Below are 13136 nucleotides of genomic sequence, written 5' to 3'. Positions count from 1 at the left end.
TCTATGATAAAAAGTTTGATACTTGATGCGGCCTATTTTTTAAATACCTCAAAAAAGTATCAGTCTTTTAAAAACTTTTTCTACAATATTTTAGAGAATGACAAGTGTAAATATAAGAAATACATAGATATTTTTATGATTATACTTATTTTTATAAGTGTAGGTGTTTTAATTCGGGAAGTCAAACATCATGTAAATGACTACCTGATGTTTTTTAGCAATTATGTCATTTCTATCATCTTTTTTATAGAGTATATGCTGCGTTTGTGGGTAAACAGCAGTGTCAGTGAAATCATTGTCAAACGCGCGGAACATGATACATTTCTGCTTCGCGAGGTCAATCTTTACAAAGCTTTTAAAAAGATACTCAAAGTAAAACTCAGCTATATGGCATCACCAAAAGCTATTATAGATCTTCTTGCAATTTTACCGTTTTTCCATGAATTGAGACTGTTGCGTATATTTATTCTTTTTCGGGTTTTTAAACTTTTTCGATATGCCAAAAGTCTGCAGATTTTAAGTTCTGTTCTTGCAACAAAAAAGTTTGAGTTTTTTACGCTTGGTATTTTTGCCTTTGTTGTCATTTTTATCTCTTCTGTTTTGATTTATGTTATGGAAGGCAACAGGGCAGACTCTCCTGTTGATACTCTTTTTGAAGCACTGTACTGGGCTATAGTGACCATTTCGACTGTGGGATACGGCGACATAGTTCCGGTAACGAGCGAAGGGCGTTTTGTAGCCGTCATCGTTATCATCGCAGGTATTGCGGTTTTGGCATTTACCACATCTTTGTTTGTTTCTGCTTTTACCGAGAAACTTGAAGAGATTAAAGAGATAAAAACAATTGAAAATATTGCCAAACTGAAAAAATTTTATCTGATATGCGGATATGAAAATGTCGCCAGGGAAGTTGCCAGAAAACTTTCAAAAAGCGGGCATAATATTATCGTTCTTGATGAAGATACACAAAGAGTGGAAAATGCAAAAATGGACGGGTATACTACATTAAATTATAATCCCGGCAACAAAGAAAGCTATGAAAAACTCAACATAGATATGCAAAAACAACTCAAAGGCGTGCTGTGTCTGCGTGAAAATGATGTAGACAATGTCTATGCCGCTTTGACTATACGGTCTTTAAACAAAGATGTTATGATTTTGTCTTTGTTAAACAATGATGCAAACCGTAACAAACTGGAGTTTGTAGGTATCAATAAAATAGTCTATCCTCAGGAGCTTGTGGGGCTTATAACAAAAGAGTTGGTAGGAAAGCCTGTCGCTTTTGAAGTGATTCATGAGCTGAGGAGTGAAGATTCTGATGTAATTATCGATGAAATCGGCATCACCAAAAGAATAGTAGAAAACTTCCCTACAGTCGGAGATTTGAACAATAAACACTACAGTATCGTTTTGCTCGGTGTTTACAAACATGAAAAAGACCGCTTTTATTTTAACCCTTTAGACAGCACTTTGCTGGAGGCCGGAGATTATCTTTTGGTCATTGGATATCAGGTGTATATTAAAGAATTTGAAAAATATTTACATACAAGAGTACATGATGACTAAAACTACAGCATTGATATTTGGACACAATAAATACGCCTATGAAATCATAAAAAATCTAAAAGACAAATACAACAGCATCAAAGTTTACTCTTTGGATGAGAGTGATAAAAAAGAGGGTTTGTATGATGTGGAACTTTTTGATTTAAGCGATGAGTGGGAAGAGATAGACAACAATGTAGATATTGAAAATTCAATAGCTTTTTGTGCATTGGAAGACCCTTCCGAAAATATATTTTTAACGATATCACTGCGTTCAAGTTTTGAAAACCTGACAATTATAACGATTGCATCAAATAAAGAAAATTCAGATAAACTGAAAATGGCAGGCGCCACAAAAGTCATTCCGATTGTAGAGACCACATCGGATATTATTGCAAATGTACTGGAAAAACCGGTATCGAACAAGGTACTGCACAGTATTTTATATGAAGAGAGTGATCTCAAAATTGCACAAATTAAAATTGACGATACAAGCCATTTTAAGGATGAAAAACTTAAAAGTATAGACTGGACACGATATAATGGCATACTGGTATTATCTGTGATGCATGAAGATATGCAGAGTGAATTTATATATTCAAACAAAGCAAAAGAGCATGTTATAAAAAGCGGTGATATTCTAGTAATAGTAGGATATGAAAAAGATATACAGGAATTTGAAAATTTGATTGGGAGTAAGCGATATGTCAATTGGAGTCATTGGAGCAGGTAAGTGGGGCAGTGCTTTGGCATTTGCCCTGAGTGAAAAAAACAGTGTTTTTATTACGTCTAGAACTCCGAGAGATTTAGACAATTTTGTCACTCTTGATGAGATTCTTGCATGCGAGTATCTTGTGGTTACAGTACCGGCACAGCAGATAGCAGACTGGCTTGAAGAAAATTTTGTATTTAAAAACCAAAAAATTCTTGTGGCATCCAAGGGTATAGAGGCTACAAGCGGAAAGTTTTTAAATGAAATATATGAAAAGTATGTTCCCGATGAAAATATAGCCTTTTTATCTGGTCCCTCTTTTGCTTCAGAAGTGATGCAGTCCCTGCCGACTGCCTTGGTTATAAACTCTTCGAATGAAAAACTTGCTCAAGAGTTGGGTGATTTGTTTCCCTCTTTTATTAAAACATATACTTCAGATGATGTGATAGGCGCAGAAGTTTGCGGTGCATACAAAAATGTCATTGCGATTGCCGCGGGTATATGCAATGGATTGGAATTAGGAAATAATGCAGCTGCGGCGTTGATATCTCGCGGTTTGGTTGAAATGCAGCGCTTTGGCATTGCATACGGCGCAAAAGAGGAGAGTTTTATAGGTTTAAGTGGTGCAGGTGATCTGTTTTTAACAGCTTCTTCTCCCATGAGCAGAAACTTCAGAGTGGGAATCGGTCTTGCAAAAGGCCGTACTCAAAAAGAGATTCTTGAAGCACTGGGCGAAGTTGCAGAAGGAATAGGAACTGCGTATGCTCTGCATGACATCTCTGTAAAGCAAGATTTGTATCTTCCTATTGCGAGAGAAGTGTATCTGACACTCGAGGGGAAAAATCCACATGAGAGTTTGAAAGATTTATTGACAAAGTAGGATGTAAGGATTTATATGAAAATAGCAATGGCACTGAGTACAGGACTTTTCTTTTTTGCTCTCAGCGGAGTCTTTTTTACACTCCAGCAAAGTTCCCTTATAGGGTGTATAGCCTTTTTTGTAACGCTTTGGACAAATGAAGGTCTGCCATTGGGTGTTGTCTCTCTTTTACCCATAGTTCTTTTTCCTGCCTTTGGGATTTTAGATACAAAAATGACTGCCGCAAATTATGCCAATCCTATCATTTATCTCTTTTTTGGCGGTTTTTTACTTGCAATAGCGGTTGAAAAAACTAAGCTGCATTTACATGTAGCCAATAAACTTCTGGGTCTGTTTCCTGCAACACCAAGAGGAATGATATTTTCTCTTGCACTGACATCAGCACTTTTAAGTTCCATTTTGTCCAATACTACAACAACCCTGTTGCTTATCAGTATTGCAGTTTTTTTAACAGATAACATAAAATTAAAAATGCGTTTTGCCCTTGCTATTACTTATGGTGCAAGTATAGGAGGCATATTGACACCCATCGGCACACCTCCAAATTTGATTTTGCTCGGTATTATGCAAGAACACAATATGCAGCTTATCCCGTTTTTCCAGTGGATATTTATGGTTGCGCCGCTCTCTCTTTTTATGTTGACAAGTGTCGGTTTTCTGTTGAGTTATGGTGTCAATGCAATACCGATAGAGACAAAAATAGAAAAAAAAGTTTTAGAGCCGTCACAAAAAAAAGTGATGTATTTATTGTTGGGCCTAGTTGCACTCTTGTTTGTCAATGCTCCTGTAAGACCCTACTGGAATGGTCTTGGTATGAGTGAGAGTGGCATACTGCTTGGTTTTGGATTGGCGCTGTTTATGCCGCCTTTTAATATACTGCAATGGAATGAAGACAGTAAAAAAATTCCTTATGCCATCATGTTCTTGTTTGGCGCGGGTTTTTCCATTGCAAAAGCTTTTGCACAAACCGGACTGGCAGATGAACTTGCATCATATCTCTTGCATATGACCGAGCTTTCACCACTGCTGCTGCTGTTGAGTGTTGCTGTGTTGATAACCTTTACGACTGAAATTACCTCAAATACGGCACTGATTTCTATAATGCTGCCTGTTATCTATTCTGTAGCAGAACACTCAGGAATAAATACAACACTTTTTATGATGGTGGCCACTCTGTGTGCGAGTTATGCTTTTATGCTTCCAATCGCCACACCACCTAATGCTATTGCAATGAGCAGCGGAGCTGTCGGGGTAAAAGATATGATGAAATATGGAATAGTTTTGAATTTGCTTGGAATATTTTTTATCGTTTTCATTGCAGAATATTTCTGGAAAAATATTCTATGATTTTCTTTTTCTGATGTACATGTAAAGGTCTTTGATAATTAAAAAAACAGAGTAGATCCATAAAATATCTATAACAGGGTTATGTTGCAGACCATGTGTCAGCATATAGGGATAAGCAATGGCGATGGGCCATTTTAAAAAATAAAAAAATAAAATTCCTACGCCGTATAATTCTTTCATAGGAAGTATCTTAGCCAAATGTTATAAAATTTTTGCTAAGATTTTAAGAAGATAATAAATTTTTGAAGGTTGAAACAATGATAGTCCATATAGTGATGTTTAAATTTAAAGAGGAAAATAAAGCTTTCAATATAGCCAAGGTAAAAGCGAAACTTGAAAATCTGGAAAAAAGTATTGATGTCCTCAAATCTATTGAAGTCGGTATTAACTTTAATGAATCAGACAGAGCGATGGACCTCTCTCTTTACTCAACTTTTGCAACTGAGGAAGATCTTAAAATCTATGCAACACATGAAGAGCATCTCAAAGTGGTCTCTTTTATCAAAGAAGTTACTATAGAGTCAAAAGTTGTTGATTATATACTTGAATAAGTGAATTTTTCTAAAATGACGATAAAACAAAATAAAAAATAGACTTAAGTCGTCAAACTAGCTCTTTTTTATCACATCAGCTTATATTTCTTTTTGATATAATCTCACAAAAATATTTAAGAAGGATGAAAAGATGATATCAGAACCAAGATTGGAAGATATAGGTGATTACAACACATTAAAAGGTGAAAAAAAGAGAATTGTCTGGGCCGTTATCGTTGCAGGTCTGCTTTTGGGAGTTGTTTATCTAATAGCCTATAATCTCTACGACAACACAAAAGATGCGATTCCTGTAAAAGATGAAATAACAGTGGTTCCTTTAAGCAAAAGTATTCCGATTAGATAAGTTTTGGCTATAATTTCTCAATTAAAATAAGGCGGTGACGGCATGTTAATGACAATAGTAGGAATATATAGTTTTTATGTATTGATAATGATATACACAAGTGTAATGCAGATAGGCTATATCAATCTTATAAAGAGAAAAACACCGGTTTTACTCTCTGCCGCTGATTTCTTAAAAGCGGGTAATTATGCTGTCGAAAAAGAAAAGCTTTCCATTGTGAATACATTTGTGGACTATCTTGTATTTATCGGCTGGATTGGTGTGGGATTGAAATACCTTGTCGAACAGTACTATACTATGTCAAACCAGGCATTGATGAATGTGGCTATAGTGATGAGTTTTGTAGTGATTAACTATATTGTTTCTTTGCCTTTTTCTTATTATGAAAAATTTGTGATTGATGCAAAATACGGCTTTAACAATTCAACCCTTGGACAGTGGATAAAAGATACGCTTATCTCTTTTTTCCTGACAATTGTTTTTGGTTCCCTTGTTGTGTGGGGTGTTTATGAAATCATTGTAAATTTTGAGTTGTGGTGGCTGTGGAGCTTTTTGTTTATTTTTGCGATAGTGATTTTGATAAATATGCTTTATCCTACTTTTCGTGCAATGTTTTTTGATAAACTGACACCGCTTGAAGATGCAGAACTTGACAGTGAAATTAAAAGACTTATGGACAAAACAGGTTTTGTAAGTTCGGGTGTTTTTGTGAGTGATGCGAGTAAGCGGGACAACAGGCTCAATGCCTATTTTGGCGGATTCGGAAAAGCTAAAAAAGTTGTTTTGTTTGACACTTTGCTCAAAAAACTGACAACGAAGGAGCTTTTAGCCGTTTTAGGGCATGAACTCGGACATTTTGCACATGGGGATATTTATAAAAATATTGCTTTGGTGGGTGTGATGCTTTTTGCAATGTTCGCTATCTTTGGTAATTTGCCGGATTCGCTTTATATGGAACTAGGTGTTTCCAAACAGCCCTATGTCATTATGATTTTACTGATGCTGTTTATGCCGGTACTCGGTTTTATTATGATGCCTGTTATGGGCATTGTGAGTCGTCATAACGAATATGAAGCGGATAAGATGGGGAGTGAACTTGGCGGAAGCGCAGGTGCAATTGAACTTGCAAATGCACTGAAAAAACTGGTCAATGAAAACAAAAGTTTTCCGCTTTCGCATCCTTTGTATATTTTCTTTCATTATACACATCCTCCGGTAATAGAACGCTTGAAGGAACTCGGCATGGATGTGGGATACATAGAAAAAAGCGGTACTGAGGGTAAATGCGAAGCAGATATATAGTCAAAGATTTACTTCGTGAGGTTACACAGAACTTGCAGCCCTGTGTACAAAGAGCCCCAAGAGAAGCGCAGCTTCTTTTGATGAAATATCTTGGGGTGGATGAACTCTGGCTCATTACCCATCAAAACAGTTTTGTAGAAATTTCTCAGCAGTTTTTCCAATGGGTACAAAGAAGACAAAACAATGAACCTTTTGAATACATCACAAAGCAGGTAAGTTTTTACAGTGAAGAATTTTACATAGACGAGGGAGCCTTGATACCCCGTCCCGAAACAGAACTGCTCATAGATGAAGTGATCAAACATGTGCCGGATAAAAAGAGTGCTTTAACTTTTGTGGAGGTCGGAGTAGGGAGTGGTATTATCTCTATAATGCTTGCAAAGACTTTTAAAAATTCTAAAATCATAGCAGTGGATATTTCTCAAAAAGCTTTGGATGTAGCACAAAAAAATATAGAAAAATTTGGACTGCAGGAACAAATTGAATTGCGATTGGGCTCACTGCTAGAGCCGGTTTGCGAACAAATAGACTATCTGGTTTCCAATCCGCCGTATATTGAAAACGGTATTGCTTTGGAATCAAATCTCTCCTATGAACCGCAAAATGCACTTTTTGGCGGAAGGGTGGGTGATGAAATTATTAAAAAACTTCTTGATGAAGTCTTAAGACAAAAGATTAGATTTTTTAGTTGTGAGATTGGTTATGACCAACAAGATAAAATACGGGATTATATGCAAGGAAAAGATTTTAAATCTATAACTTTCTACAAAGACTACAGCTCGTTCGATCGCGGATTTACATTACAAATATAACAAGGTTTTACAAAATGAAAAAAAATATTTATCTGGATTTTACATATTTTATTGTTTTAGCAGCTACTTTTGGGGCTGTTTTGGTTTTAGGTGCCATTGTTGCGCCTGTTATTTTTCATACAGACAAGATCACAGTCAACTTGCTGATAGACCATTATAATGCGGGTATTATAATGGGAGAGATTTTTCACAGGTTTTCATATTGGACCTATTTTGTAGCCACTTTTGTCGCTTTGTATGAGGCCAAGGCTTATAAAATGGGTCAGCGTGATGCTATCAGTTTTGCAGCAGCTGTCACAGTGATATTTGCATCTTTGATGTTTTCTGCAGTGTATGTTCCAAAAATCCTTTCCATGCAGGCACTGGGAGCAGAAGCTACGCAAAGTGACACCTTTGAACATCTTCATATTGCAAGTGAGATAGATTTTAAAATACTGGCATTTGCTCTTTTGGTCCTGTTTGTCAGAAGATTGATGCTTTTAAGAGTCCCTTCGAAGTCACTTTAACGCTAAATTAACACTATTTTGATAAGATTTACCTAAACAAATTTTTTGTATTAGGTGGTTTTATGTCAATTTTTAAACTTTTCATTCTTGTTGCTCTTTTTTCAACACTTCTTTTGTCTTATCCGAATTATTCACAGGCCTTTAAAGAGAAGAAGCTTTATCCTATGGGTGAAAAAATTTATAAGAAAAAATGTTCTGATATAGATGTAAAGAGATACAAAAGTTATGAAGAACTCTCAAATGCTTTGCTTGCAAAAAAGAGTTGTGCAACACTCAATAAAAAATATCTGGAGGCTTTGGCACTTTATCTGTGGGAGGTTAAAAGAGTTTCAGGCAAACACAGACATTTTACTAAACTTACTGTAACAAAGGATGAAAAATGTCCTGTATGCGGTATGCTTTTGTATAAATATCCGAGTTGGATTTCACGTATAGAGTATGATGACAAAAATGTATCTTTTGACGGAATTAAAGATATGATGAAGTACTATTTTGAACATCCGAAGAAGATAAAACATATGTTGGTGCAAGAGTATTATACGCAGCAGGTTATTGATGCAAAAAAAGCCTATTTTGTTATGTGGAGTGATGTGTACGGACCCATGGGAAATGAGTTGATAGCTTTTAAGGATGAAGCATCTGCCAAACGGTTTTATCTTGACCATAAAGGCAAAAAGATACTCAAGTTTGATGATATAACGCCTGAAGATGTGTATAAACTGGATGAATAAAAAAAGCCGCTTTTGTCTCTTTACATGTAGTGTTTTGATAGTTGTAGCAATAGGGGAGATACTGTATTTGCAGAAGAATAATACACTGACAAGAAAAGAGCTTGAGACCAAGAGAGCATTTGTCAAAACAACAACTGTTTCTAATTTTGTTTTGGCACTGAAAAACAACTCTATAAAGACAATGCCGTGAAGAAGATTAATTTTCATCTTCTTGAATATGCTGTTAATTATATCTTGCGATATAAAGCAAAGAACATATTTATTCTCATAATACTGACACTGCTCATTGCTCTGTTGGCGTCATTCTTTTTTGTGCAAAACTCGCTGAAGTATGAGCTGGAATCTACTCTTGATACGCAGCCGCAAATTATAGTGACAAATCAGAAGGCGGGCAGAGACACCACACTGGATGAGCATGTTATAGACAGCATTGTAAATATAAAAGGTGTTTCTGATGTAACCGGACGGGTATGGGGATATTATGATTTTAAACATATGCATGCCAGATTTATTGTAGTGGGTATAGATGAATTTGAAAACCAATACAACACTACTTTTGAAAATATAATAAAAAACAGCGAACTGAATGCTTCTTCTATGCTTGTAGGAGAGGGGGTCAAACGCATATTGGATGCAAGTTATTACAAAGAATATTTCAACTTTATCACTCCTGATTTATCAGTAAAAAAAATTTATATAGCAGGGACATTCAAAGCCGCAACACAGTTGGAATCAAATGATATGATCGTTATGAGTAAAGATACGCTAAGAGAAATATTTGCTTACAAAAACAGTGAGGCTACAGATTTGGCTGTTCGTGTCAATAACCCTCTGGAACTATCTTCCATAGTGTCGAAGATTCAAAATATGTTTCCGACTTTTAAAGTCGTTGCAAGAAAGGATTTGAAAACAGCACTTGAAAATCAGTTTAATTTTCTCAGCACTGTTTTTTTAATCCTGTTTACCATTACTCTTTTTACATTTTTTATGATTGTTTATGACAAATCAAGCGGACTCAGCAGTGAAGAGAAAAAAGAAATAGGCATACTCAAGGCAATAGGCTGGACCATAGAGGATGTTCTTACCGCGCGTATGTATGAAGGGCTTATCATCTCTTTTATTGCTTATTGTATGGGAATAATTCTGACGCTCTTTTTTGTATATATTTTAAATGCTCCAATCATTAAAAATATATTTATAGACTATAATGATATTGCAAACAGTTTTACACTTCCCTTTGTGCTTGACTATAAGATACTGCTTTTACTCTTTTTGCTCAGTGTTCCTGTATATATGTTTGCAACAGTCATTCCGTCATGGAGAATTGCTACGCTTGATGCTGATGAGGTAATACGATGATAAAACTGCTACATGTAAGCAAAATATATGATGATATAAAAGCTTTGGATACTATTGATTTGGAAATTGGCGAAGGCGAACTTGTCATATTAAAAGGTGTCAGTGGCAGTGGAAAAAGTACCATACTTTCATTGATTGCCGGACTGCTCAAACCGACAAGCGGAGATGTTTTGGTTGAAAATAAACATATCTCAAAACTGCCCGATCATTTTTGCTCGAGATACAGAAGAGACAATATCGGGTTTATATTTCAAAAATATAATTTGATTCCGACGCTGAATGTTCGTGATAATATTTTACTGCCATTGGTACCGTTAAACCTGGATGAAAAAGCTTTACATGTAAAGCTTCATTCTGTAATGAAGATGTTTGATATTGAACATAAAAAAGATGTGAGGGTAAAGAGTCTTTCGGGTGGTGAACAGCAAAGAGTTGCAATAGCCAGGGCAAATGTCAATAATCCGAAAATAATTCTGGCAGATGAACCGACTGCAAATCTGGATGAAAAGCTCTCTTGTGAATTTATACAAATCCTTAAAGAATTAAAGTCTATGAACAAAACTGTCATCGTTGCAACGCATGACCCTCTTTTTTTTGATTTGGATTTTGTGGATCGTGTTGTAGAGATACATAATGGTAAACTGCTATGCTCCTGACGCCTGAAGTATTGACAATTGATATACTCAATCTGCTCTTTGTTGTTTTTGCCACTCTTGCATTCTATTACAGTGTGAAAATACTCTATCGGTATGACCCTAATGCTACAACTCTCTTACAGTATAATCTGGAAAAACAAAGCTATCTGGTAAGTGTAGTTATAAAATTTATTTTTTACACCAAGGTTGTATTGTTTATATTTTTTATTTTTACGCTTGATGATATTTCAAATATTTTACCCGGGGCAATGTGTGGAGCCGGTGTCGTCAATGCAACACAATACGGTACCTATCTTCTGATACTTAAAGTCATCAATTTGTATATTTTTGCCTACTGGCTGGTACTCAACAGTGAAGATATGAAATCAGAACAGCAGATATATCTACAATTGAAGTTAAAAGTATATTTGTTTGCATATTTTTTACTCATCCTCGAAACAGGGCTGGAGAGTCTGATGTTTCTTTCTATAGATACAAAGAGTGTTGTAGACTGTTGCGGTGCTATTTTTTCTACAACAGACGGTACCTATATGGCATATTTGCTAAGTATAAATCCGATCATGCTTCTTGGAAGTTTTTATGCTCTGTTTGCGTTTATTGTATTTGCATATAAAATAAAAAACAGATATCTGTTTTCTCTTATGAATCTACTGTTTGTTATTGCAGCCTTGGTTTCACTCATAGGTTTTTTTGGAACGTATATATACGAACTGCCAACACATCACTGCCCGTTTTGTCTGCTGCAAAAGGATTATAACTATGTAGGATATTTGTTATATATATTTTTATTTATCGGTACTTTTTTTGGTATTGTTCTCGGACTTGTGCCTTTTGGGAAAGAAGATGAAAATGCAAAATATAAGATATCACTTTTTTTTACAACTTTGTATGTTGTAGCTGTAAGTTACTACCCGCTGGCATATTATATAAAAAATGGTGTTTGGCTGTAAAAAATCAGATGTTATGCTGGTTGTCTCCAAATTTACTGTTCCACCACTCTTGAGGTGTGTAGGTTGATTTTTTAACACTCTCCTCATCAAGCGGGTATTCATAAGCACTGCAGTAGTCAAGTATAATTTGGTATGCTTCATTTATTTGCATACTCATCTGTGTTGCCTGCTCATAGTTGTCTTTATGCTTGTCAGGATGCCATTTTTTCATAAGGTTTTTGTATTTGTTTTTTATTTCTTTGAGAGAAGCTTTTTCGCGAAGACCAAGGAGTGATTTGGCCTTCATTATTTTTTCAAAAGAGTGCAATGGAGTTAGTCTTGTTGTTGTCTCATGTAAGCAGGAATATCGAGATAGTCACCGTCAAGCTCACCGCCTACGACAAGTCTCGGTCTTACTTTGGCACGAACAGGAGGAGCAGGTGTTTCACTGACAAAATCTTCATTGTTTGTCAGTTCTTTTTCAAAACCTGTTGCAACAATAGTAATCTTGATATAGTTTTCAGGTATTTTCTCGCTTGTAGATGTTCCCCAGATAACTTCTGCATCATCATGTGCACTTTCATGGACAACTTCCATAGCTTCTGCAAGTTCCATCATTGGAAAATCAGGATGCATACTGAAATGTACCAAAACACCCATTGCACCGTTAATGGACATGTTGTCTAAGAGCGGAGACTCTATTGCCGCTTTAATCGCTTCATAGGCTGCATTTTCACCTTCATGTTCACCCACACCCATCAGTGCCATACCTTTGTGACTCATAACAGTTTGCAAGTCGGCAAAGTCAAGGTTGATATCATTGTCCCCGCTTGAGAGAATAACACCTGATGTTCCGCTTACAGCCTGCGCCAATACACTGTCTACTATTTTAAAGCTCTCTTTGAGCCCCAGTCTTCGGTCGATGATTGATAAAAGTTTGTCATTTGGAATGACTACTATAGAATCACTCTCTTTTTTGAGTTCTTCCAATCCTTCTTCTGCCAATTTTAAACGTTTTTTCCCTTCAAACATAAAAGGTTTGGTAACGATTGAAATAGTAAGGGCTCCGACTTCTTTGGCTATCTGGGCAACTACAGGTGCAGCACCTGTTCCTGTCCCGCCACCAAGACCTGCAGAGATAAAAACAATGTCAGCCCCTTCAAGTGCCGCTCTGATTTCATCATAATTCTCCAGTGCAGAATCTTTGCCTATACTTGGCTTCATTCCGGCACCCAAACCTTTTGTAAGTTTTGCACCTATTTGAATCTTTGAAGCGGCATTTGTTTCATTGAGAACCTGTGCATCGGTATTGATAAGCATCATTTCAATACCCGTAACACCTTCATTAATCATATGTCCTATCATATTTCCACCGCCGCCACCGACACCGACAGCTATAATTCTTGCACCGGTAGGGCTTTGTGCTTCTTCTATTACAAATGGTTCCATTCTTTCACTCC

17 protein-coding genes are annotated in these 13136 nt (G+C 36.2%); 14 read left to right on the top strand and 3 right to left on the bottom strand.

What is annotated here, in order from left to right; all coding sequences use genetic code 11:
- The first annotated feature begins 3 nt into the window (after positions 1 to 3).
- From FJR45_RS07700 to FJR45_RS07685, 4 genes are read left to right on the top strand one after another with little or no spacing between them, the layout of a single operon-like run.
- Complete coding sequence (locus FJR45_RS07700) at positions 4 to 1566, top strand: ion transporter (RefSeq protein WP_193150020.1); 1563 nt, start codon at positions 4 to 6, stop codon at positions 1564 to 1566.
- Positions 1559 to 2278 (top strand): NAD-binding protein, encoded by a 720-nt coding sequence (locus tag FJR45_RS07695; protein ID WP_193150019.1) that lies wholly within the window; start codon positions 1559 to 1561, stop codon positions 2276 to 2278. The genes FJR45_RS07700 and FJR45_RS07695 overlap by 8 nt, the downstream gene beginning before the upstream one ends.
- Complete coding sequence (locus FJR45_RS07690; RefSeq protein WP_193150018.1) at positions 2250 to 3137, top strand: NAD(P)H-dependent glycerol-3-phosphate dehydrogenase; 888 nt, start codon at positions 2250 to 2252, stop codon at positions 3135 to 3137. The genes FJR45_RS07695 and FJR45_RS07690 overlap by 29 nt, the downstream gene beginning before the upstream one ends.
- Positions 3138 to 3152: 15 nt before the next feature.
- Positions 3153 to 4484 carry an SLC13 family permease gene (locus FJR45_RS07685; protein WP_193150017.1) on the top strand — a complete coding sequence of 444 codons (1332 nt, stop codon included), beginning with the start codon at positions 3153 to 3155 and terminating at the stop codon, positions 4482 to 4484.
- Here FJR45_RS07685 and FJR45_RS07680 read toward each other — a convergent pair.
- Complete coding sequence (locus FJR45_RS07680) at positions 4479 to 4664, bottom strand: hypothetical protein (RefSeq protein WP_193150016.1); 186 nt, start codon at positions 4662 to 4664, stop codon at positions 4479 to 4481. The genes FJR45_RS07685 and FJR45_RS07680 overlap by 6 nt on opposite strands.
- 77 nt (positions 4665 to 4741) lie before the next feature.
- On the opposite strand from FJR45_RS07680, the gene FJR45_RS07675 reads away from it, so the two are divergent.
- From FJR45_RS07675 to FJR45_RS07630, 10 genes are all read left to right on the top strand, one after another.
- A complete protein-coding gene (locus FJR45_RS07675; RefSeq protein ID WP_193150015.1) occupies positions 4742 to 5035 on the top strand; it encodes a Dabb family protein in 294 nt (97 codons plus the stop codon).
- Between the two features lie 133 nt (positions 5036 to 5168).
- Positions 5169 to 5381, top strand: coding sequence for a hypothetical protein (locus tag FJR45_RS07670; RefSeq protein WP_226966406.1), 213 nt, complete (start codon positions 5169 to 5171; stop codon positions 5379 to 5381).
- A gap of 42 nt (positions 5382 to 5423) precedes the next feature.
- Positions 5424 to 6683, top strand: coding sequence for a M48 family metallopeptidase (locus FJR45_RS07665; RefSeq protein ID WP_193150014.1), 1260 nt, complete (start codon positions 5424 to 5426; stop codon positions 6681 to 6683).
- Entirely contained in the window at positions 6665 to 7495 is an 831-nt protein-coding gene (prmC, locus tag FJR45_RS07660; RefSeq protein WP_193150013.1) for a peptide chain release factor N(5)-glutamine methyltransferase, read from the top strand. Before FJR45_RS07665 ends, prmC begins: the two co-directional genes overlap by 19 nt.
- Before the next feature lie 14 nt (positions 7496 to 7509).
- Positions 7510 to 8001 carry a DUF4149 domain-containing protein gene (locus FJR45_RS07655; RefSeq protein ID WP_193150012.1) on the top strand — a complete coding sequence of 164 codons (492 nt, stop codon included), beginning with the start codon at positions 7510 to 7512 and terminating at the stop codon, positions 7999 to 8001.
- A 62-nt stretch (positions 8002 to 8063) separates the two neighbouring features.
- Positions 8064 to 8732 carry a nitrous oxide reductase accessory protein NosL gene (locus FJR45_RS07650; RefSeq protein WP_193150011.1) on the top strand — a complete coding sequence of 223 codons (669 nt, stop codon included), beginning with the start codon at positions 8064 to 8066 and terminating at the stop codon, positions 8730 to 8732.
- On the top strand, positions 8725 to 8922 hold the full coding sequence (locus tag FJR45_RS07645; RefSeq protein WP_193150010.1) for a hypothetical protein: 198 nt from the start codon (positions 8725 to 8727) through the stop codon (positions 8920 to 8922). Before FJR45_RS07650 ends, FJR45_RS07645 begins: the two co-directional genes overlap by 8 nt.
- Entirely contained in the window at positions 8919 to 10091 is a 1173-nt protein-coding gene (locus tag FJR45_RS07640) for an ABC transporter permease (RefSeq protein WP_193150009.1), read from the top strand. Before FJR45_RS07645 ends, FJR45_RS07640 begins: the two co-directional genes overlap by 4 nt.
- Positions 10088 to 10747, top strand: a complete 660-nt coding sequence (locus FJR45_RS07635) for an ABC transporter ATP-binding protein (protein ID WP_193150008.1) — start codon at positions 10088 to 10090, stop codon at positions 10745 to 10747. The genes FJR45_RS07640 and FJR45_RS07635 overlap by 4 nt, the downstream gene beginning before the upstream one ends.
- On the top strand, positions 10738 to 11697 hold the full coding sequence (locus tag FJR45_RS07630; protein WP_193150007.1) for a hypothetical protein: 960 nt from the start codon (positions 10738 to 10740) through the stop codon (positions 11695 to 11697). The genes FJR45_RS07635 and FJR45_RS07630 overlap by 10 nt, the downstream gene beginning before the upstream one ends.
- 4 nt (positions 11698 to 11701) lie before the next feature.
- Here FJR45_RS07630 and FJR45_RS07625 read toward each other — a convergent pair whose 3' ends face one another.
- Together FJR45_RS07625 and ftsZ are read right to left on the bottom strand one after the other, a co-directional pair.
- Positions 11702 to 12004 (bottom strand): J domain-containing protein, encoded by a 303-nt coding sequence (locus FJR45_RS07625; protein ID WP_193150006.1) that lies wholly within the window; start codon positions 12002 to 12004, stop codon positions 11702 to 11704.
- Between the two features lie 5 nt (positions 12005 to 12009).
- A complete protein-coding gene (gene ftsZ, locus FJR45_RS07620) occupies positions 12010 to 13125 on the bottom strand; it encodes a cell division protein FtsZ (protein WP_193150005.1) in 1116 nt (371 codons plus the stop codon).
- Positions 13126 to 13136 lie beyond the last annotated feature (11 nt).

Origin of the sequence: Sulfurimonas sediminis, assembly GCF_014905115.1 — a bacterium.
Taxonomy (GTDB): Bacteria; Campylobacterota; Campylobacteria; order Campylobacterales; family Sulfurimonadaceae; genus Sulfurimonas; species Sulfurimonas sediminis.
This window is presented reverse-complemented; position numbering and strand designations above follow the sequence as displayed.

Bases quoted from the DNA above. Each gene is read 5' to 3' on its own strand.
- FJR45_RS07700 (WP_193150020.1), top strand. From the start codon at position 4: ATGATAAAAAGTTTGATACTTGATGCGGCCTATTTTTTAAATACCTCA.
- FJR45_RS07695 (WP_193150019.1), top strand. From the start codon at position 1,559: ATGACTAAAACTACAGCATTGATATTTGGACACAATAAATACGCCTAT.
- FJR45_RS07690 (WP_193150018.1), top strand. From the start codon at position 2,250: ATGTCAATTGGAGTCATTGGAGCAGGTAAGTGGGGCAGTGCTTTGGCA.
- FJR45_RS07685 (WP_193150017.1), top strand. From the start codon at position 3,153: ATGAAAATAGCAATGGCACTGAGTACAGGACTTTTCTTTTTTGCTCTC.
- FJR45_RS07680 (WP_193150016.1), bottom strand. From the start codon at position 4,664: ATGAAAGAATTATACGGCGTAGGAATTTTATTTTTTTATTTTTTAAAA.
- FJR45_RS07675 (WP_193150015.1), top strand. From the start codon at position 4,742: ATGATAGTCCATATAGTGATGTTTAAATTTAAAGAGGAAAATAAAGCT.
- FJR45_RS07670 (WP_226966406.1), top strand. From the start codon at position 5,169: ATGATATCAGAACCAAGATTGGAAGATATAGGTGATTACAACACATTA.
- FJR45_RS07665 (WP_193150014.1), top strand. From the start codon at position 5,424: ATGTTAATGACAATAGTAGGAATATATAGTTTTTATGTATTGATAATG.
- prmC (WP_193150013.1), top strand. From the start codon at position 6,665: ATGCGAAGCAGATATATAGTCAAAGATTTACTTCGTGAGGTTACACAG.
- FJR45_RS07655 (WP_193150012.1), top strand. From the start codon at position 7,510: ATGAAAAAAAATATTTATCTGGATTTTACATATTTTATTGTTTTAGCA.
- FJR45_RS07650 (WP_193150011.1), top strand. From the start codon at position 8,064: ATGTCAATTTTTAAACTTTTCATTCTTGTTGCTCTTTTTTCAACACTT.
- FJR45_RS07645 (WP_193150010.1), top strand. From the start codon at position 8,725: ATGAATAAAAAAAGCCGCTTTTGTCTCTTTACATGTAGTGTTTTGATA.
- FJR45_RS07635 (WP_193150008.1), top strand. From the start codon at position 10,088: ATGATAAAACTGCTACATGTAAGCAAAATATATGATGATATAAAAGCT.
- FJR45_RS07630 (WP_193150007.1), top strand. From the start codon at position 10,738: ATGCTCCTGACGCCTGAAGTATTGACAATTGATATACTCAATCTGCTC.
- ftsZ (WP_193150005.1), bottom strand. From the start codon at position 13,125: ATGGAACCATTTGTAATAGAAGAAGCACAAAGCCCTACCGGTGCAAGA.